Origin of the sequence: Nocardioides sp. NBC_00368, from assembly GCF_036090055.1 — a bacterium.
Taxonomy (GTDB): Bacteria; Actinomycetota; Actinomycetes; order Propionibacteriales; family Nocardioidaceae; genus Nocardioides.
The window spans coordinates 4,669,083-4,692,532 of the sequence record NZ_CP107970.1 but is presented as its reverse complement, the minus strand read 5'-3'; the positions used below and the strand labels follow the sequence as shown (position 1 = coordinate 4,692,532).

Below are 23,450 nucleotides of genomic sequence, written 5' to 3'. Positions count from 1 at the left end.
TGTTGGCGCTTCGTCACCATCCGTACATCTGTGTGCCATGCGCCGGTCAGGCGGACTGAGCCCCGGTCCAGCTGGTGCGCTCGGCCTCCAGCTCGGCGCGAACGGCGTCCAGCTCGGACTCGAGCTCGGCGACCCGGATCGCTGCCTCGGCGGCATCGGCCTCGACCGCCTGGAGACGGGCCTCGAGCTGCTCACCGCGGAGCTCGGCCTGGGCGGCCCGGCGGGCCTCCTCGCCGCGACGGCGGACAGCTTCGGCGGCACGCTGATGAGCGGCGGCCAGGGCGGCCTCGAGCTCCTCGACGGCCTGGACGCGGTCGGCGAGCTTGGCGTCCATGTGCGCGCGGAACTCGGCATCCTCCTCGGCGCGCTTCTCCGACTCGACGCGGTAGGCCTGAGCCTGCTCGGCGCGGTCACGCGCCCAGTCGCGGCGGGTCTGGAGGAGCTCGGAATGGGTGATCTTGGTAGCGGCAGCGCCACAGGCGAGCCCGAGAACGGCAGCGAGCACGACGACCAGCCAGGACCCGGAGGCCACCGCGGCGGTGATCGTGATGGCGGCCAGCGCCAGCAGTGCTACAGCGACCGTCAGGCGTGTGCTGCGCTGACGCCTGCGTGTGACTGAAGTTGCGGATGGGGAAGGCATGCTTCCACGGTACGGCTAGTTTTCATCCGGTTTGCGGACCCGGCACGCGTGTTCGAGGAGTCGCGAGGCGATCACGATCGCGATCCCGGCGACGGCCGCCAGGGCCGAACGCACCAGTCGCTCGCCCGCGGCGGTGCTGGCGTCGTAGCCCAGCCAGCTCACCGCGTAGCCGAGATAGCCCCCGGCGAGGAGCGCACCGACCAGGGTGCAGGCGCGGGCGAGCACCAGCCGGTTGACCGCCTGATGAGCCTCGATCCGCTCGCCGCGTACCTGCAGCTGGCGGTGCGTGATCCAGGCGGTCACGCCCAGGGCGCCCGCGATCAGCAGCAGCACCAGCGGCTGCGCCCAGGTGACGACCGGGGCCACGCCGCGCCAGGACTCCAGCACGGGATGGGCCAGCCAGCCACCCACGATTCCGATGACGGCCCACGCCGTGATCGCTCCGCCCGACATCGGGCGGAGCCGACGCTCGTCGTCGGCGGGATCCTTCTCCGGACCCTGGTCGGGGTCCTCCGGTGCCGTGCTCAGGTCCGGCTCAGAGCTCGAGGACGAGGTCGTCGCGGCGGGTGATGCCGGTCTGGTCGGACTGCTCGAGCAGCTCGGAGATCGGACCGACGCCCGGAAGGTCGGCGCTCGGCTCCAGGTCCAGCCACGGCTTCAGCACGAAGGCGCGCTGGTGGGCACGCGGGTGCGGCAGGGTCAGCGACTCCTCCTCGAGGATCTTGTCGCCCACCGAGATCACGTCGATGTCGAGCGTGCGCGGCTCGTTGAAGATGCCGCTGCGCGAGCGGCCGTAGGCGTCCTCGATGGTGAGCGCCCGGTCGAGCAGGCGCGCCGGGGTGAGGGTGGTGTCGGCCAGCACGATCGCGTTGAGGTAGAGCTCGGAACCCTCGGGAGAGTCGACCGGCTCGGTCTCGTACACCGGCGAGATCGTCGTCACCCAGACGTCCGGGGTCTCGGCGAGCGTGTTCAACGCGTCCTGGAGGTTTGCCAACCGGTCACCGAGATTGGAGCCCAAGGACAGCACCGCCCGCCGGATCGGCCGCATCTCCCCGGTGAGCGTGTCGGCGTCGATGATGTACGGGTTCGGTACTTCTGTCACGTGCTCTGCCTCCGGGTGATCGTCAGGGTGACGTCTTTGAACGTCGCTTCGATAGGCGCCCCCGGTTTGTGAACCGTAACACGTACCCAAAGTGCGCGGATGTCTGCAAGGCAAATGTCCGCGATCCGCTGGGCAAGCGTTTCGATGAGGTCCACCGGGTCGCGCTCAACATTGGCTTTGACCGCCATTGCGAGACTTCCGTAATCCACGGTGTCTTGCAAGTCGTCCGTCGCCGCCGCCTTGCGGGAGTCGGTGCCGATGACCAGGTCGATGATGAACTTCTGCCCCTCGCGACGCTCGAAGTCGAACACCCCATGGTGTCCGTAGCACTCCAGACCGAGGATCTGGATTTCGTCGGCCGGTTCCTCAATGTTCATCGGATGCTCCTCAACTTCGCCGCCGCCGCGAGGGCGTCCTTGGCAGCACGTACGTCATGAACACGTGTGGCCCAGACACCGCGTTGCGCCAGGAACACGGTGATCGCATCGTGGGCGCTCTCCCGCTCGGTCACCGGACGCAGCGTGCCGTCGGGGGCGGCCAGCAGGTGACCCAGGAAGGTCTTGCGGCTCGCCCCGACGAGCACCGGGAAGCCGAGCTCGTGGAACTCCTCCACCCCCGCCAGCAGCCGCCAGTTGTCATCGGCCGTCTTGGAGAAGCCCAGACCTGGGTCGATCACGATGTTGTCGTCCCGGATCCCCGCGGCCCGCGCCGCCTCGATCCGCTGCTCCAGCTCCTGCTTCACCGTGGCGACCACGCCGTCGGCGTAGACGAGATGGTCCTGGTGCTGCATCTCCGCGCCGTGCGCGCGCCAGTGCATCACGACGTAGGTCGCATCGTGGTCGGCCGCCACTTTCAGGATCCCCGGGTCGGCCAGGCCGCCCGAGACGTCGTTGATGATCTTGGCCCCGGCCTTCACCGCCGCCGCCGCGACCTCGGGGCGCATCGTGTCGACCGAGAGCGTCGCCCCCTCGGCGGCCAGCGTCTCGATGACCGGCACCACCCGGGCCAGCTCGTCGGCCACCAGCGGTCGGGTCGCTCCGGGACGGGTCGACTCACCGCCGATGTCGAGCAGATCCGCGCCCTGCTCCAGGAGCGCATGGCCATGGGCGACCGCATCATCGGTCGCGAAGAACCGTCCCCCGTCGCTGAACGAGTCGGGCGTGACGTTGACGATCCCCATGACCTTCACGCGGCCACCTCCGTAGCGCAAGCGCCAGAATCCGGACGCGGCCGCGTGATGACTTCATGGTTCACTCGCTGGCGCTCGTTCACGGGGACGACCCTACCTAGCGCGTTCCGCCCCGGATCAGGGCCATCGCCTCGGCCCGGGTAGTGGCGTTGGAGCGCATCGTGCCGCGTACGGCACTGGTGATCGTGCGGGCGCCGGCCTTCTTGACGCCGCGCATCGTCATGCACAGGTGCTCGGCCTCGATCACCACGATGACGCCGCGGGCCTCGAGGATCTCGGTGAGAGCGTCGGCCACCTGGGTGGTGAGCCGCTCCTGCACCTGCGGCCGCTTCGCAAAGACGTCGACGAGCCGCGCCAGCTTGGACAGGCCGGTGATCTTGCCGGACTCGGCCGGGATGTAACCGACGTGGGCGACGCCGGTGAACGGCACCAGGTGGTGCTCGCACATCGACCACAGCTCGATGTCGCGGACCAGGACCATCTCGTCATGGCCGAGGTCGAAGGTCGTGGTGAGCACGTCCTTGGGCTCCTGATGGAGCCCGCGGGTCACCTCTTGGTAGGCGCGGGCGACCCGGGCGGGGGTCTCGAGCAGCCCTTCGCGGTCGGGATCCTCCCCGATCGCGTAGAGCAGCTCCCGCACGGCTGCCTCGGCCCGCTTCTGGTCGAACGGAGGAACGTCCGCCACGTCCCGCTCGGGGACGTGGACGGGCGCTACATCATCGAAGGTCTCGGACATCTGTTCCGTATCAGGCAGGCGGGGTCGCCTCGGGCGCGCCGGCCTCGGTCGGCTTGCTGAGGTCGACACCGTTGGCGGACTTCTGGGAGGCGGAACGAATCGCCTTGGCAACCGCCGCCTTGTCGCGCTCGACGATCCACTGCGGGATCTCGACCGCGGGGCGGTCCGAGGGGCGGCGGGTGTCGGAGCCGGTCCAGGCCGGGCGCGGGTCGCGGCGGCGCAGCGGCTCGAAGATCTCGGCGACCTCCTGCTTGGAGAGCGTCTCCTTCTCCAGGAGCTGCAGAACCAGGTTGTCCAGGACGTCCCGGTTCTCCTCGAGGATGTCGAAGGCCTCCTGGTGAGCGGTCGCGAGGAGCTTCTTGGTCTCGTCATCGACGATGGCCGCGACCTCCTCGGAGTAGTTGCGCTGGTGGCCGATGTCGCGCCCCAGGAACGGCTCGCCGTTGGACTCCCCGAGCTTGATCGCACCCAGACGCTCGGTCATACCGAACTGGGTGACCATCGCGCGGGCGAGGTTGGTCGCCTTCTCGATGTCGTTGCCGGCGCCGGTCGTCGGGTCGTGGAAGATGAGCTCCTCCGCGGCACGGCCGCCGAGCATGTAGGAGAGCTTGTTGAGCATCGACGAGCGGGTCTGGCTGTACTGATCGTCGTCGGGCATCACCAGGTTGTAGCCCAGCGCCTTGCCGCGCGGCAGGATCGTGATCTTCTGGACCACGTCCGGACCCGGCAGCGCCGCTGCGACCAGGGCGTGGCCACCCTCGTGGTAGGCGGTGATGAGCTTCTCCTGCTCGCTCATCAGGCGCGTACGCTTCTGCGGGCCCGCGATCACGCGGTCGATGGCCTCGTCCAGGGCCTTGTTGGTGATCAGCTTCTGGTCGCTGCGCGCGGTCAGCAGCGCGGCCTCGTTGAGCACGTTGGCCAGGTCGGCACCGGAGAAGCCCGGGGTGCGGCGAGCGACCGAGTCGAGGTCGATGTCGCCGGCCAGCGGCTTGCCGCGGGCGTGGACCTGCAGGATCTTCTCGCGACCGGCGAGGTCGGGGGCGTCGACCTGGATCTGGCGGTCGAAACGGCCCGGGCGCAGCAGCGCCGGGTCGAGGACGTCGGGACGGTTGGTGGCCGCGATCAGGATCACCCCGCCGCGTACGTCGAAGCCGTCCATCTCCACGAGGAGCTGGTTGAGCGTCTGCTCACGCTCATCGTGGCCACCGCCCATGCCGGCGCCGCGGTGACGGCCGACGGCGTCGATCTCGTCGATGAAGACGATGGCGGGAGCGTTCTCCTTGGCCTGCTCGAACAGGTCACGGACACGGCTCGCACCGACACCGACGAACATCTCGACGAAGTCCGAACCGGAGATCGAGTAGAACGGCACCCCGGCCTCGCCCGCGACGGCTCGCGCGAGCAGGGTCTTACCGGTTCCGGGCTGGCCGTAGAGCAGCACGCCCTTGGGGATCTTGGCGCCCACGGCCTGGAACTTGGCCGGCTCCTGCAGGAACTCCTTGATCTCCTGGAGCTCCTCGACGGCCTCGTCCGCACCGGCGACGTCGGCGAACGTCGTCTTCGGCATGTCCTTGGTGATCAGCTTCGCCTTGGACTTGGCGAACTGCATGACCCCGCGGCCGCCACCGCCCTGGACCGAGTTCATCAGGAACAGGAACAGCACGATGATCAGCACGAACGGAAGCAGGAAGCTCAGGATCGAGCCGAGCACGGAGGGCTTGGCCACCTCGGAGTTGAACTCCTTGAGGTTGTCGCCCTCGGCCTCGGCCTTGCGCACCATCTCGATGAGCGCTTCCTGGTCGCCGTCGACCCACGACGTGGTGACCTCGGCGCTGCCCTTGCGGGCGTCCTTGGTCAGGGTCGCCTTGATCTCCTGGTCGCCGTCGACGAACGTGATCTCCTTGACCTGGTCGTTCTGAATGTATTCAGTCAGCTCGCTGGTGGTGATCTCGTCACCGCCGTTGCGAGGGGCCAGGTACTGCAGCGCCAGGATCACACCGAGCACTGCCAGGATGATCCACAGCCAGGGACCTTTGAATATGCGCTTCACAGGCTTCTTTCAACCGTTACGGGGTCAGACACCGCACGCCGGGGAGCGTGCTCGTCATTTAGAACGACGGTACACGCCAAATCGTGCCCGAACCCACCTGAGCGGTTCTGCCATCAGCGAAAGCGGCGATCCGGCGAGGCGCCGGGGCGAAACCGTCCTACTGTGTCGCCATGGCCGAAAGTAAAGCCTCGACACCGGGTCCGACCAGTGGCTCCGGCAATCGTCTCGCCGTGATCATCGTCGTAGCGCTGCTCGTGCTCCTGGTCGTTCTCGTGACGGCTGCCGGCGTGGTCGCCTGGCGGCTCGTGGCGCGGTCGGCAGCCGACTCGCCGCCGACGACGGCGCCCAGCACGTCGGCGGCGCCGGCGACATCCGCGGCCGCTACACCGAGTCCCGCCGGCCCCTCGGATACCCCGAGCATGGCCCGGCCCACCGGTCCGTGGCAGTCGGTGACCTCCGCCAAGGACGCGATGGCGTACGACGTACCCGGCAACTGGAGGCCGGGCCCCGAAACGCTCGCCGGGTTCGAGTCGAGCGAGGGCGAGGTGCAGGCGATCATGCACGGGGTCGCCTTCGGCGGGGACGACTGGTGCGGTCCGGGCAGCTCGCACACCCTGGTCGGCTTCGTCACGCCGGGGTCGAGATCCGACAAGGGGACCATCGAGGCGACCGCGACCCACTGGGCCGTCTCGGCAGGTCAGAGCGAGGACGGCAAGGCCCCGACCGGATCGCTGGGCGATCCCCGACCGGTCGAGGTCGACGGCGGCAGGACCACCGCGACGGCCGTGACCGCCACGACGACCCCGGTGGACCCGGAGTGCCCGGTGCCGACCCTCGAGATCACCGTGGTGTCGGTGCCGCGGGCAGCCGGGAAGACCGCGCTCTTCGTGATGGTCGCCGACCGTGATGTCGACGGCGCCGACAGCGACGCGACCCTGGCGAGAGTGATCGCCAGCATCCGGCCCACGCGCTGACGGACCGATCGGCCCCGCTCAGCTGTAGATGTGCGGAGCGAGGGTCGAGATGTCGCGGAGGTTGCGGTACTTCTCGTTGAAGTCGAGGCCGTAGCCGACCACGAACTCGTCGGGGATGTCCCAGCCGACGTACTTCACCTCGACCGGCATGCTGACCGCCTCCGGCTTGCGGAGCAGGGTGACGATCTCGAGGCTCGCCGGGCCGCGGCTGTTGAGGTTGGAGGTCAGCCAGGTCAGCGTCAGGCCGGAGTCGATGATCTCGTCGACGACGAGCACGTGCTTGCCGGTGACGTCGGTGTCGAGGTCCTTCAGGATCCGCACCACACCGGACGACTTGGTGCCGGAGCCGTAGGAGGACACCGCCATCCAGTCCATCTCGACGTGACGGTTCAGGGCGCGCGCGAGGTCGGCCATGATCATCACCGCGCCACGCAGGACGCCGACGATCAGGAGCTCCTCGCCCTCGTAGTCCTTCTCGATCCGGCGGGCCAGCTCTTCGACCTTCGCCTGGATCTCGTCGTGGGTGAACAGGGTCTTCACGAGGTCGTCGCCGACGTACTCGGTGTCCATGAGCGCCACTCTAAATGCTTGTGGGGAAAGGGCCTGATTCGAAGACGATCGACGAGTTCGTACGCCGCGCCCGAAGGTGTCCCGGCAGGTCGATCCAGCGTTGCCCGCGCCAGCCGGTGACCAGCTCGTCGACGGCCTTGACGTGCTCACGGGTGAGCTCTGCGGGCGGGCTGCCGGCCGCGAGCGCTGCGATCCGGAGGACCCGGGTGCGGACGGCGGACGGGTACTGGGCGAGGGTCTCGACCGGGAGGGTTCCGCCGAGCTCGCGGTGCATCGCCTCGGCGATGTCGTCGATGAAGTCGGCATCCTCGCGGAGCTGCTCGGCCGTGCGGGCCAGCGCCTCGGTGACCCCCGGCCCGAGATCCTCCTCGAGCGTGGGCAGGACGCGGTGCCGGATGCGCGCGCGGGTGTAGGCGAAGTCGCGGTTGTGCGGGTCCTGCCAGACGTCGAGGCCCTCGATCTGGCAGGCGGTCTCGGTGTCGATCCTGGTGGTGCCGAGGAGCGGGCGGCGATAGCGGTCGAAGGCGGCGCGCATCCCGGAGAGGCTGCGGGCGCCCGATCCCCTGGTCAGGCCCAGCAGCACGGTCTCGGCCTGGTCGTCACGGGTGTGGCCGAGCAGGACCACGCTCGCGCCGAGGCGCTCGGCGAGCTGGTCGAGGACCGCATAACGAGCCTGTCGGGCGGCTGCCTCGGGCCCCTCACCGTCGGCCTTGACCTCGACGGTCGCGGTGACCGTCTCGTCGACACCCATCTCGGCGAGCTGGGCGATGACCTTGCTCGCCTGGGCGTCGCTGCCTTCCTGCATCCCGTGGTCGACGGTCGCACCGATGATGTGCAGCCCGAGCTTGTGGCCCTCGAACACCGCCGCCGAGGCCAGCGCCAGCGAGTCCGCTCCGCCGGAGCAGGCCACGATCACCTTGTCGCCCGGCTCCAGCTGCTCGAGCGTGGCGCGGACGGGGCGGCGTACGGCTGCGATCGAGGGGTGGAGGCTCACCACGTCACCCTAGCGAGGCGAATGCTCATCGAGGTATGCAGACGAACAGTCACTTCCCTCGTGGAACTCCGCACGGGAAGTGACACCTCGTCTACATACCTCGACGAACCAACCGGCGAGTCACAAGACCCGCGCGACCCAGGCGTCCGGCTCGACGATCTCGGCCTTCGACGGGAGGTTCTCGGGGCCGGCGAAGACGGCGTTGAACTCGTCCATTCCGACGCGGTCGACGACGTGACGTACGAACTTCGCGCCGTCGCGGTACTGCGCCATCTTGGCCTCCAGCCCGAGGAGGCGGCGCAGCAGGCGGTCGAGCATGCCGATGCCCTGGCGGCGCTTGTTGAACGCCTTGCGGATCGCGGTGACGCTCGGGATCACCCCGGGGCCGACGTCGTCCATGACCACGTCGGCGTGGCCCTCGAGCAGCGACATCATGCCGGTGACCCGGTCGATGATCTCCTTCTGCTCGGGCTTGGCGAAGGCATCCACGATGCTGCCGTTGCCCTTGAGCGCCTCGGTGACGCGCTGCAGGCCACCGTCGAAGATCGACGCGGGGTCCATCGCCTCGGAGAGCCCCTCGATCTGGGCGAAGAGGTGGTCGCGCATCCACGGGCTCGCCGTGAACTGGACCCGGTGGGTCTCCTCGTGGAGGCAGACCCACAGCCGGAAGTCGGTCGGGTCGAGGCCGAGCTCGCGCTCGACGTGGACGGCGTTGGGCGCGACCAGCAGCAGCCGGCCCGAGGGGCCGAAGAACGGGTCGAACTGGCCGAGGATCTTCGAGGACATGAAGCCGAGCAGACCACCCACCTCGGCGGCGCTGACCTTGGAGCCGACCGCCAGGGAGAGGGCGCCCGGAGCCCGCTTCGCGGTGATCCGGTCGACCACCGGCGAGATCACGTGGGCGAAGGTGTCGGCGTTGGCCTGGATCCAGCCCCTGCGGTCGACCACGAGGACCGGCGCGGTGTCGCGGGGCGCGTCCAGGCCGGTGAACTCACGCACGAACTCGGTCGCCTTCGCAGCGTCCGCACGCAGCTCCTCGACGGCCTGCCTGGCCTCGTCGCGCGAGACGATCGGGCCGTCCCCAGCGACCTTCGCGCCGAGCCGCACGGCCAGGTCCCAGTCGACCATCGTCGCTCCGGTCGGCCTGGGCTCCTCAGCTCGATGGGTCATGCCTACGACCGTAGCCGACCGGACCTATGCCGAGCATCGACACGTCGCGACCGACGCCATCGCATCGTCGAGGGCGTCGCGTACGTCCAGGGTCTGCTCGGGCTTGAACCCGTCGGCCATGAGTACGACGACGAACGGCGTGCCGCGGGCGTCGACCACGATCCCGGAGAGCCCGGAGACTCCGGTGAGGGTGCCGGTCTTCGCCCGGACGCGGCCGCGACCCGGCTCGGCGTCGAAGTTGAACCGCCGCGACAGCGACCCGACCCAGCCGGCGACCGGCAGGCCGGTCGTCGCCGGCGCGAGCTCGGGGCGCTTGGCGTTGGCGGCGGTCTGGAGCGCGCTCACCAGCAGCGTCGGCGGGATCCGGTTCTGCCGGGAGAGGCCGGAGCCGTCACGGAGCACCAGTCCGGTGGTGTCCATGCCGAGATCCTTGAGCGTGGCCGTGATCGCCGCGGTGGAGCCGTCGAAGGTCGGATCGCCCGCCGCGAGCCCGACGTGGCGGGCGAGCACCTCGGCGAGCTGGTTGTCACTGTGCTGCAGCGTGTATTCGACGATCTCGCGGAGGGTGTCGCCCTGGCGTACCGCGAGCTGAGTGCCTGCCTTGGTCCCGCGGACGGGCTTGCCGTCGACCTTGATCCCGTGCTTGACCAGGGACTTCTTGAACTGCTCGGCGGCCTGCAGGGAGGGATCGCGACTGTAGCCCGTCGCCTGGGACCCGCCGTGGTCGACCAGCAGCGCGGTGATCCCGCCGACCTCCTCGCCCAGGTAGGTGCGTCGCCAGGTCGGGCTCAGCACCGGACCGGCGAAGAGGCTGTCGTCGTAGGCGAGGCTCACCGTCTTGGTGGTGCCGAGCTCACGGGCCGTCTCGGCAGCGAGCGCATCGAGGTCGTTGCTGGTGAGAGATGCGTCACCTCCCCCGACGAGCGTGACGGTGCTCCCCTGGAGGGTGGTGCTGGTCTCGAACCGGCGCTCGGGGCCGTACGCCTCCAGCACCGCCACGCTGGTCAGCACCTTCGTGACACTGGCCGGAGTGGCGGCCCCGGTGCCGTGGGTGACCAGCGGGGCGCCGCCCTCGAGCGGCGCGATCGCTGCCTTGAGGTGCCTGCCGAGACGCTTGTCGCCGACCATCTCGCGCATGACCCGCTCCAGCGCGGCCTGATCAGGCTTTCCGGGGGTCTTCGTCTGCTGGCCCGCGACCGCCGCCGGGCTGACCGTGGCGATGCTCAGCGGCGCCGGCGGCGGGGTCGGCGCGACGTTGCCCTGGGCATAGCGCACCCACCCCAGGGCGTACGCCGCTGCCGCGGCTCCCACCAGGAGCGCGAGCACCAACGGCACCACGATCGCGAGCTTCCCGCGGGCCTCGTCCGTCTCCTCTGACGGCCACTTCGGCGGGGTGTCAGGCTCCACGGATATCCTCCTCGATGCCGGGTCTGACGCTGATCGGTGTCAGACTGTCCGGCATTCCGTTTTTGGGTTTGTCTGGAGGCAGAGAAGTGACGCAGGAGTTCGACGTACTGATCGAGGTCCCCAAGGGATCCCGCAACAAGTACGAGGTGGACCACGAGTCGAATCGGCTTCGTCTCGACCGCGTTCTGTTCACCTCCATGATGTACCCCGCAGACTACGGCTACATCGAAGACACCCTCGGCGGGGACGGTGACCCCCTCGACGCGCTGGTCCTGACCCCGTATCCGCTGTTCCCGGGCGTGCTGGTCCAGGCCCGCCCCGTCGCGATGTACGTCATGGAGGACGAGAAGGGCCAGGACGAGAAGGTCCTCTGCGTCCCCTGCGACCCCCGCTTCGACCACATCCAGGACCTCTCGGACGTCGACGAGTGGACGCTCAACGAGATCAAGCACTTCTTCGAGCACTACAAGGACCTCGAGCCCGGCAAGACCGTCAAGGGCTCCGACTGGGTCGGCAAGGCCGCCGCGGAGTCGGAGATCGCCGCCTCCGTCGACCGGTTCAAGAACACCGCTCACTGAGGTCTCGTGGACGCGGCGGCATCGATGGCCGCCACCACCGCGGCGTACGTCGCGTCCACCTCACCCTCCACGCTGGTGACCATTCTCGTCGCCGGACGTCTGCGGATCAGGGCTGCCAGCCTCTCGGCGTAACCGCGCAGGACCTCGTCACCTCCTGCTTCCGCGACCAGGCTCCGAACGATGGTGTGCCACGAGTCCGTGCCATCGTCGCGGCGGTGGAAGCGACGTACGGCGTCATCGGTGTCGGCGGCGAGTACGACCTCCACGAGGTCTGCGCCCGCTTCGAGCACCGCACGCTCGAACTTCTCCAGCTCGGTCACCCTGGAGAGCAGCTGCGGCAGCACCACGTCACCGGAATCCCGCAGATAACCGGTGATCATCCCGAGCGCTGCAGGCCGGATCAGCGCCCCGGATCCCTCGAAGTCGTCGCGCCAGCCGCCGATGAACGTACGCAGCGAATCGATGTCGCACAGCAGAGTGCCCGGGTGTTCGGCGGCATATCGGCGCGCGATCGTCGACTTCCCCACGCCGGGTAGGCCGTTGAGGAGGATCAGGCGAGTCACGCGGCGAGGGTATCGGCGAGGGGGTTACGCACTTTCCCGCCATGGCGGGATTCTGTTCGTAGCTGAGGTCGTTCCAGGCGGCATTTTCCCGCCATGGCGGGAATTTGCCCGTGGCTGGCCCTCCTTCACTCAGGAGCGATCAGGGAAGTGCTGTTTCCACTCGTCGCTGAGCCTTCGTGGAACGCCCGGTTCGCCGCGCTGCAGAAGCACCCGATGGATCCGCTCCAAGGTCTCGGCAGGCGATGTGTAGATGTCCTTGGCGATGAAGACGAGGATCCGCCATCCGTCGTCATCGATCTTCTCCCGACGAACCAGGTCTGACTCCCACTGCTCTTCGCGTTCGACATGATGCTTTCCGTCGTACTCGATGATCGTCCGCGAGCGGCGGTAGCTCAGGTCGTACTTGTTCCTGCCCGTCTCGTCGCCGACCAGCGCATTGACCTCAGGCTCGGGGATCCCGGCGAGCACGATCAACAGCCGGAGTCGGGTTTCCATCGGGGAATCCACTCCGTTGCGGACGAGCGAAGCGGCGCGGCGTGCGAGCGCCGCACCGGGACTCTTGGCCATAGCGCTGTGTTCCGCCAGCTCCGCCGTCGTCACCAGTCCCTGTCTGACCATGTGATCGCCCACGACCACCAACTCGACGAGCGGGATCAGCGCTGCCAAGTCGACGAAGACCTGTGCCGGGGCCGAGACGTCCACGTGATCGAACTTCGTGATCAATCCGTCAGGCGCAGAATGGCAACTGATCTGGGGCCGGCCCCGACGCTGGCTGCGCCTAAGAACGGTCACGTGCTCACCTGGTAACGGCGGGATCGGGAGGTCCCACACTCGAGCGGCCGTCGCATGACTCGCCCACGCTCCGAGCGGATCGACGCTCAGTACGACGGCCTCAGCGATCAGCAGCGGTGTCACCTCGACGGCACGAGACACGTAGATCCCGTGGAAGAGTCGTCGAAACTCCTTCCGCTTGCGGCGCGGATCGAATCCGCTCGCCAGCCCGTCCTTGCGGCGGAAGGGTCGGCTCGGGTCGACAGGGATCCTGGGTTCGGTCCTGGGCTTCACGAGAACGGCAGTCATGCGGGGATCATGCGTGATCCGCACGATGACTGCAGGAGTTATCCACACCCCCTGTGGATAACTCCTGCTGGGGAGCATGGTGGCCGGTCCGCGGCTCGCTGGCGGGGCAGGTGCATTTTCCCGCCATGGCGGGCTTCTGCCGCCACCCGAGCCGACTCAAGCCAGCATTTTCCCGCCATGGCGGGAAAATGCTCCCGCTCCGACCCACCCCTCAGCCGATCAGATCCTCCGCCCGCAGCAGCTCCTCGGGCACCCCGAAGCCGTCGACGAGCAGCCGCGCGTGCGGGCGGAGCTCGCGGCAGAGGCGGTTGATCTCGGCGGTGATGGCCTTGGAACGCTCGGAGGAGAGCCGGCCGTGCTCCATGAACCACGCGCGGTCGGCCTCGATGACCGAGAGGGCGCTGAGGTCGCAGACGACGTCGAGCACGTCGCGCACCGCCCCCTCAGGCAGCCCGCGGACCTTCTCCCGGAAAGCCTCGTGGATGAGCCGCTCGACGTGCGCGTGGGCGACGCCGATGACGTGGTCCTGCACGGTCGAGAACACCGCGCCCGGCTCTCCGCCGGCCTTCACCCCGGACTGCAGGCGCCGGGCGACGCCGGCGAGCATGTGCTCCTCGCGGAAGCGCAGCATCGCCAGGTGGTAGTCGGAGTCGAGGATGTCCGGCTCGCGCTCCCCCGCGATCGGGACGACGTCGCGTACCCGTTCGAGCAGCTTGTGCACGGCGGTCCGCTCCAGAACCGTCTCGACGGCGAGACCGGCCACGAAGCGGACGAGGTCGAGCTGGTCCATCTCCTCGAACTCGCTGGAGTAGCCGGTGAGCAGCCCCTTGGCGACCAGCTGGAGCAGCACGGTGTTGTCGCCCTCGAACGTCGTGAAGACGTCCGTGTCGGCCTTCAGGGCAGCGAACCGGTTGGCGGACAGGTAGCCCGCTCCACCGCACGCCTCGCGGCACTCCTGGATGGTCCGCGTCGCGTGCCAGGTCGCCAGGGCCTTCGTGCCGGCGGCCCGCGACTCGAGCTCGCGTCGGGCGTGCTCCGAGGTGGTCACACCGGAGAAGACGTCGTGCAGGTCGTCGCGTACGACCTCCTGCGCGAAGCGCAACGCATAGGTCCGCGCGACCAGGGGAAGCAGCCGGCGCTGGTGCTGGCCGTAGTCGATGAGCAGCGACTCCTCGGCCTCCGCGGAAGCCTCGAACTGCCGGCGTCGCAGCGCGTAGCGGACCGCGATCGTCAGCGCGACCTCCGAGGCCCGGATCGCCGCTCCACCGACCGAGACCCGGCCCTGCACGAGCGTGCCCAGCATGGTGAAGAAGCGGCGCCCGGCCGACTCGATCTCCGACACGTACTCGCCGGAGGCGGTGACGTCGGCGAAGCGATTCAACAAGGACGTACGCGGCACCCGCACTCCCGAGAACCACAGCCGTCCGTTGTCGACGCCGTTGAGCCCCATCTTGGGCCCGTCGTCAGCGATCTTGACCCCGGGCGCAGCGACGCCGGAGATCCGGATCGGCACGACGAAGGCATGCACCCCACGCTCCTCGCCGCCGACGACGAGCTGCGCGAAGACGACCGCGAGCTCGCCGTGAGCAGCGGCGTTGCCGATGTAGTCCTTGTACGCATCCTCCCGGGTCGTCTCGATGACGAACTCCTGGGTCGCCGGGTCGTAGGTGGCCACGGTCGCCACGGCGGCCACGTTGGAGCCATGGCCGTGCTCGGTCATCGCGAAGCAGCCGAGCAGGCGCCCGGAGACGATGTCGGCGAGGTAGCGGTCGTGGTGCCGGGCGGTGCCGAGCTGCAGGATGGCGCCGCCGAAGAGCCCGAACTGCACGCCCGACTTCACCAGCAGCGACAGGTCCCCGCCGGCCATCTCCTCGAAGGCGGCGATGGAAGCGCCGACGTCACCGCCGCCGCCGTACTCCTTCGGGAACCCGAGCCCGGTCAGGCCGGTCGCAGATACGTCGAGGAGCACCTCCCGGACCCGCTCGCGGTACTCCGGCCGGGGCAGCTCCTCGACCTCGTCGAGAAAGTCGGCGCGTTCGGCCAGCGCTCGGCGTACGTCCTGGCGTACCCCGGCGTAGCGCCCGTCGAGAAGTGAAGTCAGTGCGGCGGCATCGATGGCGTTCACGTCGCCACCCTATGCCGGGCGAGGCCAGGATCAGGTCAGCTCGTGGGCGACCTTCGCCTCGCGCCCGGCGATCGCGTCGGACTCGGCGACGAGCCGGCGCACGCCCTTGCGCTGGAACTTCTGGCCGGCCGCCAGCCCGCCGAAGTAGTAGGCGACGAGCGCGATCATCGCGCCCGCGACGTCGTCGGCGAGATAGTGCCAGCCGAAGTAGACGGTCGCCACGACGGTGATCCCGAAGTTGATCCAGCCGGCCCAGCGGGCGATCTTGTTCTTGATCGTGGCGTGGATCATCAGCGCCACCAGCAGGGTGATGCCGGTGTGCAGCGAGGCGAAGCCACCGACCGACTGCACCACGTTGGCGTCGACGTCGAAGAGGACGTGCTGCCGGGTGAAGACCAGCGACTCCATCAGGCTGCTGGCCGGCGTGTCCGGCAGGTCGGCGTAGAGATAGGGGTACTGCAGGCCCGGACCGACCGTCGGCAGGCAGTAGTAGGACACCGTGCCGAGGATCCAGGCGATGCACTGCGAGGCGACGAACCAGTAGCCGTAGGCCAGGTTGCGCGACCAGACCAGCCATGCGGCGACCGCGAACGGCACCAGCGGCAGGAACCACATGTAGATGTAGGAGAGGAACCAGGCCACCCAACCGGTGCCGAGCAGGTCGTGGAGCAGGATCGCCGGGTCGGCGCCGAAGAGCACCGCCTTGTCGATCAGGTGCAGCTCGTGGTCGAACTCGTAGGTCTCCGGCACGACGAACGGCAGGAAGGACTTGAGGTTCCGGTAGCAGACGTAGACCAGGTAGAAGCAGACGATGCCCATCGCCACGAGCGTCAGGCGCTCACGGGTCCAGTGGGTGCGGACCCGCTCCTTGAAGATCGGGCCCATGTCCTTCCACTTGAACTTCGCCAACCACAGCGTGCGTGGCACCAGGTCGACGAGCAGGGCGGCTCCGACGAGGAGGGGCAACCGGAGCCAGGACGGTCCGAGGAAGCCCTCCGGGTCGAGCATGCGCTTGTCGACGATCTGCGCGGTCACGACTGCGATCAGGCCGAAGATCAGCGCGCTACTGACGAGGAAGATCTGAGCGCGGCGATACATAGCCGCTAAGTTTAAATGGCGGGTGGCTGCTCTGCCGATTCGGGGACAACAGATTCTGGAATGGCCAGCCGGTTCGGCTCCACCCGCAGCCTGACCGACTCCCCCGGCGCCGGCGCCGAGTCGGCGACCGCGTCGACCTCACCGATGTCGTCGAGACGTACGACGAGCCGGTGCTGTTCCGGCGTGGCCCTGGCCGAGACGACGGTGCCGGTGAGCGGCCCCGCCGGGTCGGCGACGAAGGCCGAGCGTCGGAGCGCCACCGCGCCCGCTGGGCTCAGTCCGGCGGCCTTCAGAACGGTCCGCGCCGCACTGCCCTCGAGCACACGGGCATAGCCGAGGAACAGCGCCGCCCAGGTGTCGGTCGGCCGCGCCCAGACGTCGCGGAGGGTCCCCTCCTGCACGAGGCGACCGTCGCGCAGGAGCGCGATCCGGTCGGCGACCGCGAACGCCTCCTCCTGGTCGTGGGTGACCATGAGCGCTGTCGTGCCGGCCTCGTGCAGGATCCGTCGCAGATCGCCGGCCAGCCGCTCCCGCAGCCCCGCGTCGAGCGCGGAGAGCGGCTCGTCGAGGAGCAGCAGCCTCGGCTCGACCGCCAGCGCCCGTGCCAGCGCGACCCGCTGCCGCTCGCCACCGCTCAGCGTGCCCGGGAGGCGATCCTGGTAGCCACCCAGGCCGACGAGATCCAGCAGGTCGGCGACCCGCTTCTCGCGGTCGGCGCCGGGGATGCGCCGCAGCCGCATCGAGTAGGCGACGTTGCCCGCGACACTGAGGTGCGGGAACAGCTGCCCGTCCTGGAACATCAGCGCGAAGCCGCGCTTGTGCGTCGGCACTCCGCGCAGCTCCCGCCCGTCCCAGCAGATCTCCCCCGTCGCCGGCTCCAGTCCGGCCACTGCCCGCAACAGCGTCGACTTCCCCGACCCCGAAGGCCCGAGCAGCGCCAGCACCTCTCCGTCCGCCAGCTCCAGGCTGACGTCCGAGACGGCCGCCTTCCCGTCGTACGCCACCGACACCTCACGCAGCGACAGCATCGCAACCCCGATCCCGCCGAATCGGTAGTTCTGGTGGCCGAATCGGTAGTTCTGGCGTACCAAACTGCCGTTTCGTCCGCCACAAGTGCGGACTCGGCCCCCAAAGGTGCGGTTTCGGCGGTGCGGTGTTCACAGTGCTCCGATCGAAGGGACGCGGAGACGCTCGACGAGGAGCATCACGACGGCGGTGGCGAGGGCGAGGACGCAGGCGGCGGCGAGGGCCATGCCGTAGTTGTCGGACCCCGGACGGGACAGCAACCGGAGGATGACGACGGGGAGGGTGGGGCGCTCCTCGCGGACCAGGAAGGACGTCGCGCCGAACTCCCCCAGCGAGGCCGCGAAGGCGAAGCCGGAGGAGGCGAGGAGCGGCTTCCAGACGGCAGGTACGTCGACGGTCATCACCGCACGCAGCGGCCCGGCCCCGAGCCCGGCGGCGGCCTGGCGGAGTCGGTCGTCGACCGATCCCAGGACCGGCACCAACGTCCTCACCACCAGGGGCAACGCGACCAGAGCCTGGGCCAGCGGTACCAGCCACGGCTCGTCACGGAAGTCGAGGACGCCCGACCCGAGCGTCAGGTAGAGCCCGAGCCCGAGGGTGACGGCGCTGACCCCGAGCGGCACCATGAACAGCCCGTCGAGGACCGCACGCACTCGATGCTCGGCCCGGGTCCGCGACCGGCGGGTCACCGCGAAGGCCACCAGCAGCCCGAGCACCAGCGCGACGAGTGTCGCCTGCACCGCGACCGCCAGCGACGTCATCAGCGCCGTGGTGACCGGCACCGGCAGCGGCGGGTCGAACCCAGGGGTCTGCAGGGCGACGTAGTTCCCGAGGCTCCACCGGTCGTCGACGCGCAGCGACCCGAGCAGCAGCGCCAGCAGCGGCCCGGCCACCAGCAGGACCAGCACGGACGTCGACAACAGGGCCGGGAGGTCTCGCAGCGACACCTGCCGACGGCGTACGACGACCCGCGACTGCGCGGGATCGGGCACCGAACGCAGCCGACCGGCCACGACCAGGAGACCGACGACGACCACCAGCTGGAGCACCGACAGCACCGCGGCACCGGGCAGGTCGAACAGGGTGAAGGTCAGCTTGTAGATCTCGGTCTCGATGCTGTTGTAGCGCACCCCGCCGAGGGTGAGCACGATCCCGAACGCGGTCGCGCAGAAGAGGAAGACCACCGACGCCGCCGAGACGATCGCGGGACGCAGCGCGGGCAGGGTGATCGTCAGCAGGACCCGCAAGGGCGACGCCCCGAGAGCGGCGGCGGCCTCACCCGGACGCGGATCGAGCGACTCCCAGGCCGCCCCGACCGCGCGGATCACCACCGAGGCGTTGAAGAAGACCAGCCCGAGGATGATCGCGGTCGGCGTCCCGTCCAACCCGAGAGAGGCCAGCATCCCCGCCTCGCCGATGAGCTCGCGGAAGGCGACCCCGACGACGACGGTGGGGAGTACGAACGGCACCAGCAGCCCGGCCCGGATCACACGCTGCAGCGGAAACGCCAGCCGATGCAGCGCGAACGCAGCCGGCAGCCCCAAGGCGACGCTCAGCACCGTCGCGAGGCCCGAGGACCACAGCGTGAACCAGAGCGCCCGCTGGATCTCCGGGCGCCCCACGACCCGAGACACCACGGACAGGTCGAAGGAGCCACCGAAGAACAGGCCGCGCTGCACCATCCCCGTGACCGGCAGGACGAAGAAGACCGCCAGCACGGCCACCGGAAGGGCGGCGAGCGCGACCAGGGTGCCTACGCGACGGGTGGAGCTCACTGCGCGATCGTGTCACTCCAGGTCGCCAGCCAGGCTTCCCGGTTCTCCTCGATCTCCTCGGGCTCGACGGAGAGCGGCGAGGTCGGCTGCTGGGCGAACTTCGCCCATTCGGCGGGCAGCTCGACGCTCGAGGAGACGGGGAAGACATACATGCTCTCCGGCAGCGCCCCCTGCACGCTGTCGGAGAGCATGAAGTCGATCAGCGCCTGGGCGCCCTCGGGGTGGTCAGTACCCTTCAGCACACCGGCGTATTCGACCTGACGGAAGCAGGTGTCGAGGAGCGCGGCAGTCGTGGTCTTCCCGTCCTTGACGGTGAAGGCCGGCGAAGAGTCGTAGGAGAGGACGATCGGACGCGTGCCCTTGCCGCCGCCCTGGGTGAAGTCGGAGTAGTAGGCCTGGTCCCAGCCGTCGACGACCTTGGCGCCGTTGTCCATCAGCTTGCCCCAGTAGTCGGCCCAGCCGTCCTCGCCGTACTCGGCGACGGTCGCCAGCAGGAACGCCATCCCCGGCGTCGAGGTCGCCGCGCCCGGGGTCACGAAGAGGTCCTTGTACGCGGGCTCGGCCAGGTCGTCGAGCGACTTCGGCGGCGTCAGCTTCTTCGCGGCGAACCACTCGGTGTCGATGTTGACGCACACGCTGCCGTTGTCGACGGGGGTGAGGAAGTGCTCCTCGTCGCCGGGCAGGTCGTAGTCGGAGACGCCCTCGGGGATCTCGGACGGCGTGTAGGCCTCCAGCGCGCCCTGGTCGATCGCGCGGCTGGCGAAGGTGTTGTCGACGCCGAAGACGGCGTCACCGTCGGGGTTGCCGGTGTCCAGGGCGATCTTGGTGGTCAGCTCGCCGCCGTCGCCCGCGTGCCGGATCTCGGCGGTGTAGCCGGTCTTCTCGGTGAACTCGGCCAGCACCTCCTTCGGCAGCGTGAAGCTGTCGTGGGTCAGCAGCACGACCGTCTTGTCGTCGGCACCCTTCGACTTCTCGGACTCCGGCTCCGCCGGCGTGCCGCCGCAGGCGGACAGCAGCAACGCCGAGATAGCTGTGGCAGCGATGGCAGGCGTACGCATGCGCATTTCTGACTCCCTTCGCCGGTATCAACCGGAGCAGGTTCGGAGGGTCTGCGGCGCTGTTCGCCGCACTCTCAGGCCTTCCGGCCTCCCCTGTCTGTTCCCGGCAACACTACTTGCTTGCGAGAATCCACCCATGACCGACGTCTCCATCTCGTCCTTCGACGACCTCACCCCCAAGACCGCGTACGCCCTGTGGCGGCTGCGCCAGGAGGTCTTCGTCGTCGAGCAGGACTGCCCGTACCTCGACCTGGACGGCCGTGACCTCGAGCCCGGGACGCGTCACGTGGTGCTGACCGACGGCGACCAGCTCGCCGGCACCGCCCGCATCCTCGACGACGGCGACGTGTGGCGGATCGGCCGCGTCGTTCTCGCCCCCACCCACCGCGGCCAGGGCCTGGCGGACGTGATCATGAAGGCTGCCGTCGAGGCCGTCCCCGACCGCGACATCGTCCTCGACGCCCAGTCGCCGCTGGCCGGCTGGTACGCCGAGTTCGGGTTCGTGAAGGACGGCGAGGAGTTCCTCGAGGACGGCATCCCGCACACGCCGATGCGGCTCAGGCGTTGACGGGAGCGAAGAGCACGCTCGCCTCTGTCTCCTCACGCGTGGCCTGACCGCGAGCCGCCAGGAGCTCGAGATGGGCCTTGGTCTCCATGACCGCGAGGCCGGCGTTGAAGTAGTCGAGCTCTGCGAAGGCGCGCTCGTGGCGGGTCCAGCCGAGGTCGTTGGCGACCTCGAGCGCTGAGCGACGGCCGGCCTTCAACGAGGCCAGCGACTGGGCGAGCCGGGTCTCGTGATGGGCGAGGAGCTCGTCGACGCGGGCGTGCGACGAGGTCGCGACGGGGCCGTGGGCGGGCAGAAGCTGCAGGTCGGGCAGGGTCCTGACCTTGGTCAGCGAGGCCATGAAGTCGCCCAGCGGGTCGATGACCGGCACCGGCTCGAAGCCGATCGACGGCGTGATCGTGGGCAGCACGTGGTCACCGGCGAACAGGACCGAGCCGGCCAGATCGGCATAGACGTAGTGGCCCTGGGTGTGCCCAGGGGTGTGCACGGCATCGACGTCGCGGCCGGCGACGGAGAGGCGTACGTCCCCTTCGAGCCACTGCGAGGGCATCCGCCAGTGGGACAGGTCGGGCGCGGGCGGCGGGTTGGCGGCCCACACCGCGGCCAGCTCGTGCGCACCGGCATGGGCGAGCAGCCGGTCGGTCGAGATCCAGCCGTCGAGGTCGCCGTTGGTGAGCTCGAGGGTGGGCCGTTCGCCGGCGCCGAGCAGCACGTCGGCGCCGAACTCCTCACCCAGCACCGAGGCCAGCGTGTAGTGGTCGCGGTGCACGTGGGTGACCAGGAACCGCCGGATGTCACCGAACGCGAAGCCGAGCTTCTTCAGCCCGTTCTCCAGCGCGGCGCGCCCCTCGGTGATCGCCCAGCCACCATCGACCAACGAAAGGCCGTCAGAGCCCTCGAGGACGTAGATGTTGACCGCCTTGAGCCCGTCCATCGGCAGCGGAAGCGGGATCCGGTGCACGCCGTCGGCAACCGTCCATGCTCCCGGAGCGGACCAGTGCTCCCCCGAGTCAGGCGAGATGGCGGTGGCTGTCGACTGACTCATCAGGCTCCTTCGGTCGGCCCCGGAGTTCGACCTTTCCAGAGCCAGAGCAGGCCCAGGATCGGCAGCAGGGCAGGAACGAAACCGTATCCGCTCCCGAACTTCGACCATACCGATGCATCCGGGAACCAGGACGGCACGACCAGGGACAGGACACCGACGACGAACACGCCGGCGAGCTCGATCCACAGCATGACCTTCGCGAAGCCCGCCGACCCGTTGGCCGCCCGGCGGATCGCGAACCAGCCGGCGACATAGGTCGCGGCGGCGACCACCGAGAGCGAGTAGGCGATCGGGGCCTCGTCGAAGCGGGTGAGGACCTGCACCAGCGACCGGGCGCCCGCGGCGAGCACGAAGATCGCGTAGACGGTCAGCAGCACCAGGTGGGGACCGGAACGGGTCTTGGCGGGAGCGGTCTCGGTCACCGGACCATCATGACGCGTACGGCCACGACCCCCGTCGCCAGGGCGGCCGCCGCGATCACGCCCGAGGACCAGGTCGAGCGGTCCTCGCGCATCGTCTGCAGCGCCAGCGGCATCAGGCACACGAGCGCGCCCAGGTAGCCCAGAAAGGTCGACAGCGACTCCGGCTTGCGCCCGGCCGACCAGCCCGCCAGCGCCCCGATCGCGAGCACGACCGCGAGGATCTCGAGCATCCACGCCAGCTGGTCCAGCCACCGTGGGCGCGGGGCCTTCAGGACGAGGCCGACGACGGCCGCGATCGTCACGAACGCGGCGTACGCGGCCACGATGATTCCGATCGGAGTCAGGGCGTCCACGTGCCAATATTCTCTGATGACCTCCGTCGTTCCCGATTCGGGGCTCGTCGCCCGCCTCCGCGCCGCCGGCTGCGTCTTCGCCGAGGAGGAGGCGGCCCTCCTCGAGGCGGAGCCCGTCTCGCCGCAGGAGCGAGAGGCGATGGTCGTACGCCGCCTGGCCGGTGAGCCGCTGGAGCTCATCCTGGGCTGGGCCGAGTTCTGCGGGCTCCGGATCGGGGTCGCGCCTGGGGTGTTCGTGCCCCGGCAGCGCTCGGCGCTGATGGTCGAGCTCGCCGTCCAGGGGACTGAGCACAGCACGACCCGGCGGGTTCTCGACCTCGGCTGCGGGACCGGAGCGCTGGGCGCGGCCATCGCCGCACGTGTCCCGGACGCGGAGGTCTGGGCGACCGACATCGACCCGGCCGCCGTCTCCTGCGCCCGACGAAATCTGCCCTCGGACCGGGTGCTCCTCGGCGACCTCTTCGCCCCGCTCCCCCACGGCCTCGCGTTCGACGTGATCGTGGCCAACGCTCCTTATGTGCCGAGCGACCAGATCCGGAACCTGCCGCCCGAGGCGCGCGACCACGAGCGCCACGTGGCTCTCGACGGGGGCGCGGACGGCCTCGACGTCCAGCGGCGCGTGATCGAGCAGGCTCCGAAGCATCTGGCACCCGGCGGCGTACTCGTCATCGAGGCCGGCCAGGAGCAGGCGCCCGTCACCGCGAGCCTGATGCGGGAGCAGGGGCTCGTCGCGCAGATCCATCACGACGAGGAGCTCTACGCGACGGCGGTGACCGGGATCGCTGTCGGAATACCCGGTTAACCGGGTATTCCGACGCCCAAGGCGAGGCGTCCCTCTGATTGCACACCACCCCCGCGGTGTGCATTCAGAGGGACCTCCACCCAGTTGGCGTCGGACCCGTTTCTTGGCCCACGGATCAGCCACCAACC

Annotated in this window: 25 protein-coding genes and 1 riboswitch; of the genes, 4 read left to right on the top strand and 21 right to left on the bottom strand. The window is 69.2% G+C overall.

The features are described from left to right. Positions 1-46: 46 nt before the first annotated feature. The 7 genes from OG984_RS22420 to ftsH form a co-directional block, all read right to left on the bottom strand. Positions 47-640: a hypothetical protein gene (locus OG984_RS22420; RefSeq protein ID WP_328528393.1), complete on the bottom strand. Its 594-nt coding sequence runs from the start codon at positions 638-640 to the stop codon at positions 47-49. A 15-nt stretch (positions 641-655) separates the two neighbouring features. Further along, the gene (locus tag OG984_RS22415; RefSeq protein ID WP_328528392.1) at positions 656-1,093 is read right to left on the bottom strand and encodes a DUF3180 domain-containing protein; all 438 of its coding nucleotides are present in this window, start codon (positions 1,091-1,093) and stop codon (positions 656-658) included. 82 nt (positions 1,094-1,175) lie between these two features. Continuing rightward, positions 1,176-1,742 carry a 2-amino-4-hydroxy-6-hydroxymethyldihydropteridine diphosphokinase gene (folK, locus tag OG984_RS22410; RefSeq protein ID WP_328528391.1) on the bottom strand — a complete coding sequence of 189 codons (567 nt, stop codon included), beginning with the start codon at positions 1,740-1,742 and terminating at the stop codon, positions 1,176-1,178. Continuing rightward, positions 1,739-2,119, bottom strand: coding sequence for a dihydroneopterin aldolase (gene folB, locus OG984_RS22405; RefSeq protein ID WP_328528390.1), 381 nt, complete (start codon positions 2,117-2,119; stop codon positions 1,739-1,741). Before folB ends, folK begins: the two co-directional genes overlap by 4 nt. Then, the gene (gene folP / locus OG984_RS22400) at positions 2,116-2,922 is read right to left on the bottom strand and encodes a dihydropteroate synthase (protein ID WP_328532382.1); all 807 of its coding nucleotides are present in this window, start codon (positions 2,920-2,922) and stop codon (positions 2,116-2,118) included. The genes folB and folP overlap by 4 nt, the downstream gene beginning before the upstream one ends. 106 nt (positions 2,923-3,028) lie before the next feature. Continuing rightward, positions 3,029-3,667, bottom strand: coding sequence for a GTP cyclohydrolase I FolE (folE, locus tag OG984_RS22395; protein ID WP_328528389.1), 639 nt, complete (start codon positions 3,665-3,667; stop codon positions 3,029-3,031). Positions 3,668-3,677: 10 nt separating this feature from the next. Next, positions 3,678-5,717 (bottom strand): ATP-dependent zinc metalloprotease FtsH, encoded by a 2,040-nt coding sequence (ftsH, locus tag OG984_RS22390; protein WP_328528388.1) that lies wholly within the window; start codon positions 5,715-5,717, stop codon positions 3,678-3,680. A 230-nt stretch (positions 5,718-5,947) separates the two neighbouring features. Here ftsH and OG984_RS22385 point away from each other — a divergent pair, with 230 nt between their 5' ends. Continuing rightward, positions 5,948-6,691, top strand: coding sequence for a hypothetical protein (locus OG984_RS22385; RefSeq protein WP_328528387.1), 744 nt, complete (start codon positions 5,948-5,950; stop codon positions 6,689-6,691). Positions 6,692-6,709: 18 nt separating this feature from the next. Here OG984_RS22385 and hpt read toward each other — a convergent pair whose 3' ends face one another. From hpt to dacB, 4 genes are all read right to left on the bottom strand, one after another. After that, complete coding sequence (hpt, locus tag OG984_RS22380) at positions 6,710-7,261, bottom strand: hypoxanthine phosphoribosyltransferase (protein WP_328528386.1); 552 nt, start codon at positions 7,259-7,261, stop codon at positions 6,710-6,712. 10 nt (positions 7,262-7,271) lie between these two features. Next, positions 7,272-8,255, bottom strand: a complete 984-nt coding sequence (gene tilS / locus OG984_RS22375) for a tRNA lysidine(34) synthetase TilS (RefSeq protein ID WP_328528385.1) — start codon at positions 8,253-8,255, stop codon at positions 7,272-7,274. A 120-nt stretch (positions 8,256-8,375) separates the two neighbouring features. Beyond that, on the bottom strand, positions 8,376-9,425 hold the full coding sequence (locus OG984_RS22370; protein ID WP_328528384.1) for a zinc-dependent metalloprotease: 1,050 nt from the start codon (positions 9,423-9,425) through the stop codon (positions 8,376-8,378). Between the two features lie 24 nt (positions 9,426-9,449). Beyond that, the gene (gene dacB, locus OG984_RS22365) at positions 9,450-10,832 is read right to left on the bottom strand and encodes a D-alanyl-D-alanine carboxypeptidase/D-alanyl-D-alanine endopeptidase (protein WP_328528383.1); all 1,383 of its coding nucleotides are present in this window, start codon (positions 10,830-10,832) and stop codon (positions 9,450-9,452) included. An 86-nt stretch (positions 10,833-10,918) separates the two neighbouring features. Between dacB and OG984_RS22360 the strand changes: the two genes are divergently transcribed. After that, complete coding sequence (locus OG984_RS22360; protein WP_328528382.1) at positions 10,919-11,410, top strand: inorganic diphosphatase; 492 nt, start codon at positions 10,919-10,921, stop codon at positions 11,408-11,410. On the opposite strand, the gene OG984_RS22355 is transcribed toward OG984_RS22360, so the two are convergent. From OG984_RS22355 to OG984_RS22325, 7 genes are all read right to left on the bottom strand, one after another. Then, on the bottom strand, positions 11,404-11,973 hold the full coding sequence (locus tag OG984_RS22355; protein ID WP_328528381.1) for an AAA family ATPase: 570 nt from the start codon (positions 11,971-11,973) through the stop codon (positions 11,404-11,406). The two genes, OG984_RS22360 and OG984_RS22355, sit on opposite strands and share 7 nt — an antisense overlap. Before the next feature lie 129 nt (positions 11,974-12,102). After that, positions 12,103-13,053 carry a DUF559 domain-containing protein gene (locus OG984_RS22350; protein ID WP_328528380.1) on the bottom strand — a complete coding sequence of 317 codons (951 nt, stop codon included), beginning with the start codon at positions 13,051-13,053 and terminating at the stop codon, positions 12,103-12,105. A gap of 211 nt (positions 13,054-13,264) precedes the next feature. Then, positions 13,265-15,178 (bottom strand): acyl-CoA dehydrogenase family protein, encoded by a 1,914-nt coding sequence (locus tag OG984_RS22345; RefSeq protein ID WP_328528379.1) that lies wholly within the window; start codon positions 15,176-15,178, stop codon positions 13,265-13,267. A 30-nt stretch (positions 15,179-15,208) separates the two neighbouring features. Further along, positions 15,209-16,276, bottom strand: a complete 1,068-nt coding sequence (locus OG984_RS22340; protein WP_328528378.1) for a phosphatase PAP2 family protein — start codon at positions 16,274-16,276, stop codon at positions 15,209-15,211. An 11-nt stretch (positions 16,277-16,287) separates the two neighbouring features. Beyond that, positions 16,288-17,304, bottom strand: a complete 1,017-nt coding sequence (locus tag OG984_RS22335) for an ABC transporter ATP-binding protein (RefSeq protein ID WP_328528377.1) — start codon at positions 17,302-17,304, stop codon at positions 16,288-16,290. 129 nt (positions 17,305-17,433) lie between these two features. Continuing rightward, positions 17,434-19,077 (bottom strand): ABC transporter permease, encoded by a 1,644-nt coding sequence (locus OG984_RS22330; protein WP_328528376.1) that lies wholly within the window; start codon positions 19,075-19,077, stop codon positions 17,434-17,436. Next, positions 19,074-20,135: a thiamine ABC transporter substrate-binding protein gene (locus OG984_RS22325; RefSeq protein WP_328528375.1), complete on the bottom strand. Its 1,062-nt coding sequence runs from the start codon at positions 20,133-20,135 to the stop codon at positions 19,074-19,076. The genes OG984_RS22330 and OG984_RS22325 overlap by 4 nt, the downstream gene beginning before the upstream one ends. After that, a riboswitch (TPP riboswitch) is annotated at positions 20,132-20,240 on the bottom strand. Its footprint overlaps the gene before it by 4 nt. 31 nt (positions 20,241-20,271) lie before the next feature. Here OG984_RS22325 and OG984_RS22320 point away from each other — a divergent pair. Next, positions 20,272-20,703 carry a GNAT family N-acetyltransferase gene (locus OG984_RS22320; RefSeq protein ID WP_328528374.1) on the top strand — a complete coding sequence of 144 codons (432 nt, stop codon included), beginning with the start codon at positions 20,272-20,274 and terminating at the stop codon, positions 20,701-20,703. Here the strand turns inward: OG984_RS22320 and OG984_RS22315 are convergent. From OG984_RS22315 to OG984_RS22305, 3 genes are read right to left on the bottom strand one after another with little or no spacing between them, the layout of a single operon-like run. Next, positions 20,693-21,745, bottom strand: a complete 1,053-nt coding sequence (locus tag OG984_RS22315; RefSeq protein ID WP_328528373.1) for an MBL fold metallo-hydrolase — start codon at positions 21,743-21,745, stop codon at positions 20,693-20,695. The genes OG984_RS22320 and OG984_RS22315 overlap by 11 nt on opposite strands. Continuing rightward, on the bottom strand, positions 21,745-22,167 hold the full coding sequence (locus tag OG984_RS22310; RefSeq protein WP_328528372.1) for a hypothetical protein: 423 nt from the start codon (positions 22,165-22,167) through the stop codon (positions 21,745-21,747). The genes OG984_RS22315 and OG984_RS22310 overlap by 1 nt, the downstream gene beginning before the upstream one ends. Continuing rightward, positions 22,164-22,520 carry a hypothetical protein gene (locus tag OG984_RS22305; protein WP_008354976.1) on the bottom strand — a complete coding sequence of 119 codons (357 nt, stop codon included), beginning with the start codon at positions 22,518-22,520 and terminating at the stop codon, positions 22,164-22,166. The genes OG984_RS22310 and OG984_RS22305 overlap by 4 nt, the downstream gene beginning before the upstream one ends. Positions 22,521-22,536: 16 nt before the next feature. Between OG984_RS22305 and OG984_RS22300 the strand changes: the two genes are divergently transcribed. Continuing rightward, complete coding sequence (locus OG984_RS22300) at positions 22,537-23,322, top strand: putative protein N(5)-glutamine methyltransferase (protein ID WP_328528371.1); 786 nt, start codon at positions 22,537-22,539, stop codon at positions 23,320-23,322. Positions 23,323-23,450 lie beyond the last annotated feature (128 nt).

Excerpts from the sequence above, each read along its gene's own strand:
- OG984_RS22370 (WP_328528384.1), bottom strand. The coding sequence starts at position 9,425 with ATGACCCATCGAGCTGAGGAGCCCAGGCCGACCGGAGCGACGATGGTC.
- OG984_RS22350 (WP_328528380.1), bottom strand. The coding sequence starts at position 13,053 with ATGACTGCCGTTCTCGTGAAGCCCAGGACCGAACCCAGGATCCCTGTC.
- folB (WP_328528390.1), bottom strand. The coding sequence starts at position 2,119 with ATGAACATTGAGGAACCGGCCGACGAAATCCAGATCCTCGGTCTGGAG.
- OG984_RS22340 (WP_328528378.1), bottom strand. The coding sequence starts at position 16,276 with ATGTATCGCCGCGCTCAGATCTTCCTCGTCAGTAGCGCGCTGATCTTC.
- OG984_RS22320 (WP_328528374.1), top strand. The coding sequence starts at position 20,272 with ATGACCGACGTCTCCATCTCGTCCTTCGACGACCTCACCCCCAAGACC.
- folE (WP_328528389.1), bottom strand. The coding sequence starts at position 3,667 with ATGTCCGAGACCTTCGATGATGTAGCGCCCGTCCACGTCCCCGAGCGG.
- OG984_RS22300 (WP_328528371.1), top strand. The coding sequence starts at position 22,537 with ATGACCTCCGTCGTTCCCGATTCGGGGCTCGTCGCCCGCCTCCGCGCC.
- OG984_RS22335 (WP_328528377.1), bottom strand. The coding sequence starts at position 17,304 with ATGCTGTCGCTGCGTGAGGTGTCGGTGGCGTACGACGGGAAGGCGGCC.
- OG984_RS22420 (WP_328528393.1), bottom strand. The coding sequence starts at position 640 with ATGCCTTCCCCATCCGCAACTTCAGTCACACGCAGGCGTCAGCGCAGC.
- OG984_RS22415 (WP_328528392.1), bottom strand. The coding sequence starts at position 1,093 with ATGTCGGGCGGAGCGATCACGGCGTGGGCCGTCATCGGAATCGTGGGT.
- folP (WP_328532382.1), bottom strand. The coding sequence starts at position 2,922 with ATGGGGATCGTCAACGTCACGCCCGACTCGTTCAGCGACGGGGGACGG.
- hpt (WP_328528386.1), bottom strand. The coding sequence starts at position 7,261 with ATGGACACCGAGTACGTCGGCGACGACCTCGTGAAGACCCTGTTCACC.
- OG984_RS22325 (WP_328528375.1), bottom strand. The coding sequence starts at position 20,135 with ATGCGTACGCCTGCCATCGCTGCCACAGCTATCTCGGCGTTGCTGCTG.
- OG984_RS22315 (WP_328528373.1), bottom strand. The coding sequence starts at position 21,745 with ATGAGTCAGTCGACAGCCACCGCCATCTCGCCTGACTCGGGGGAGCAC.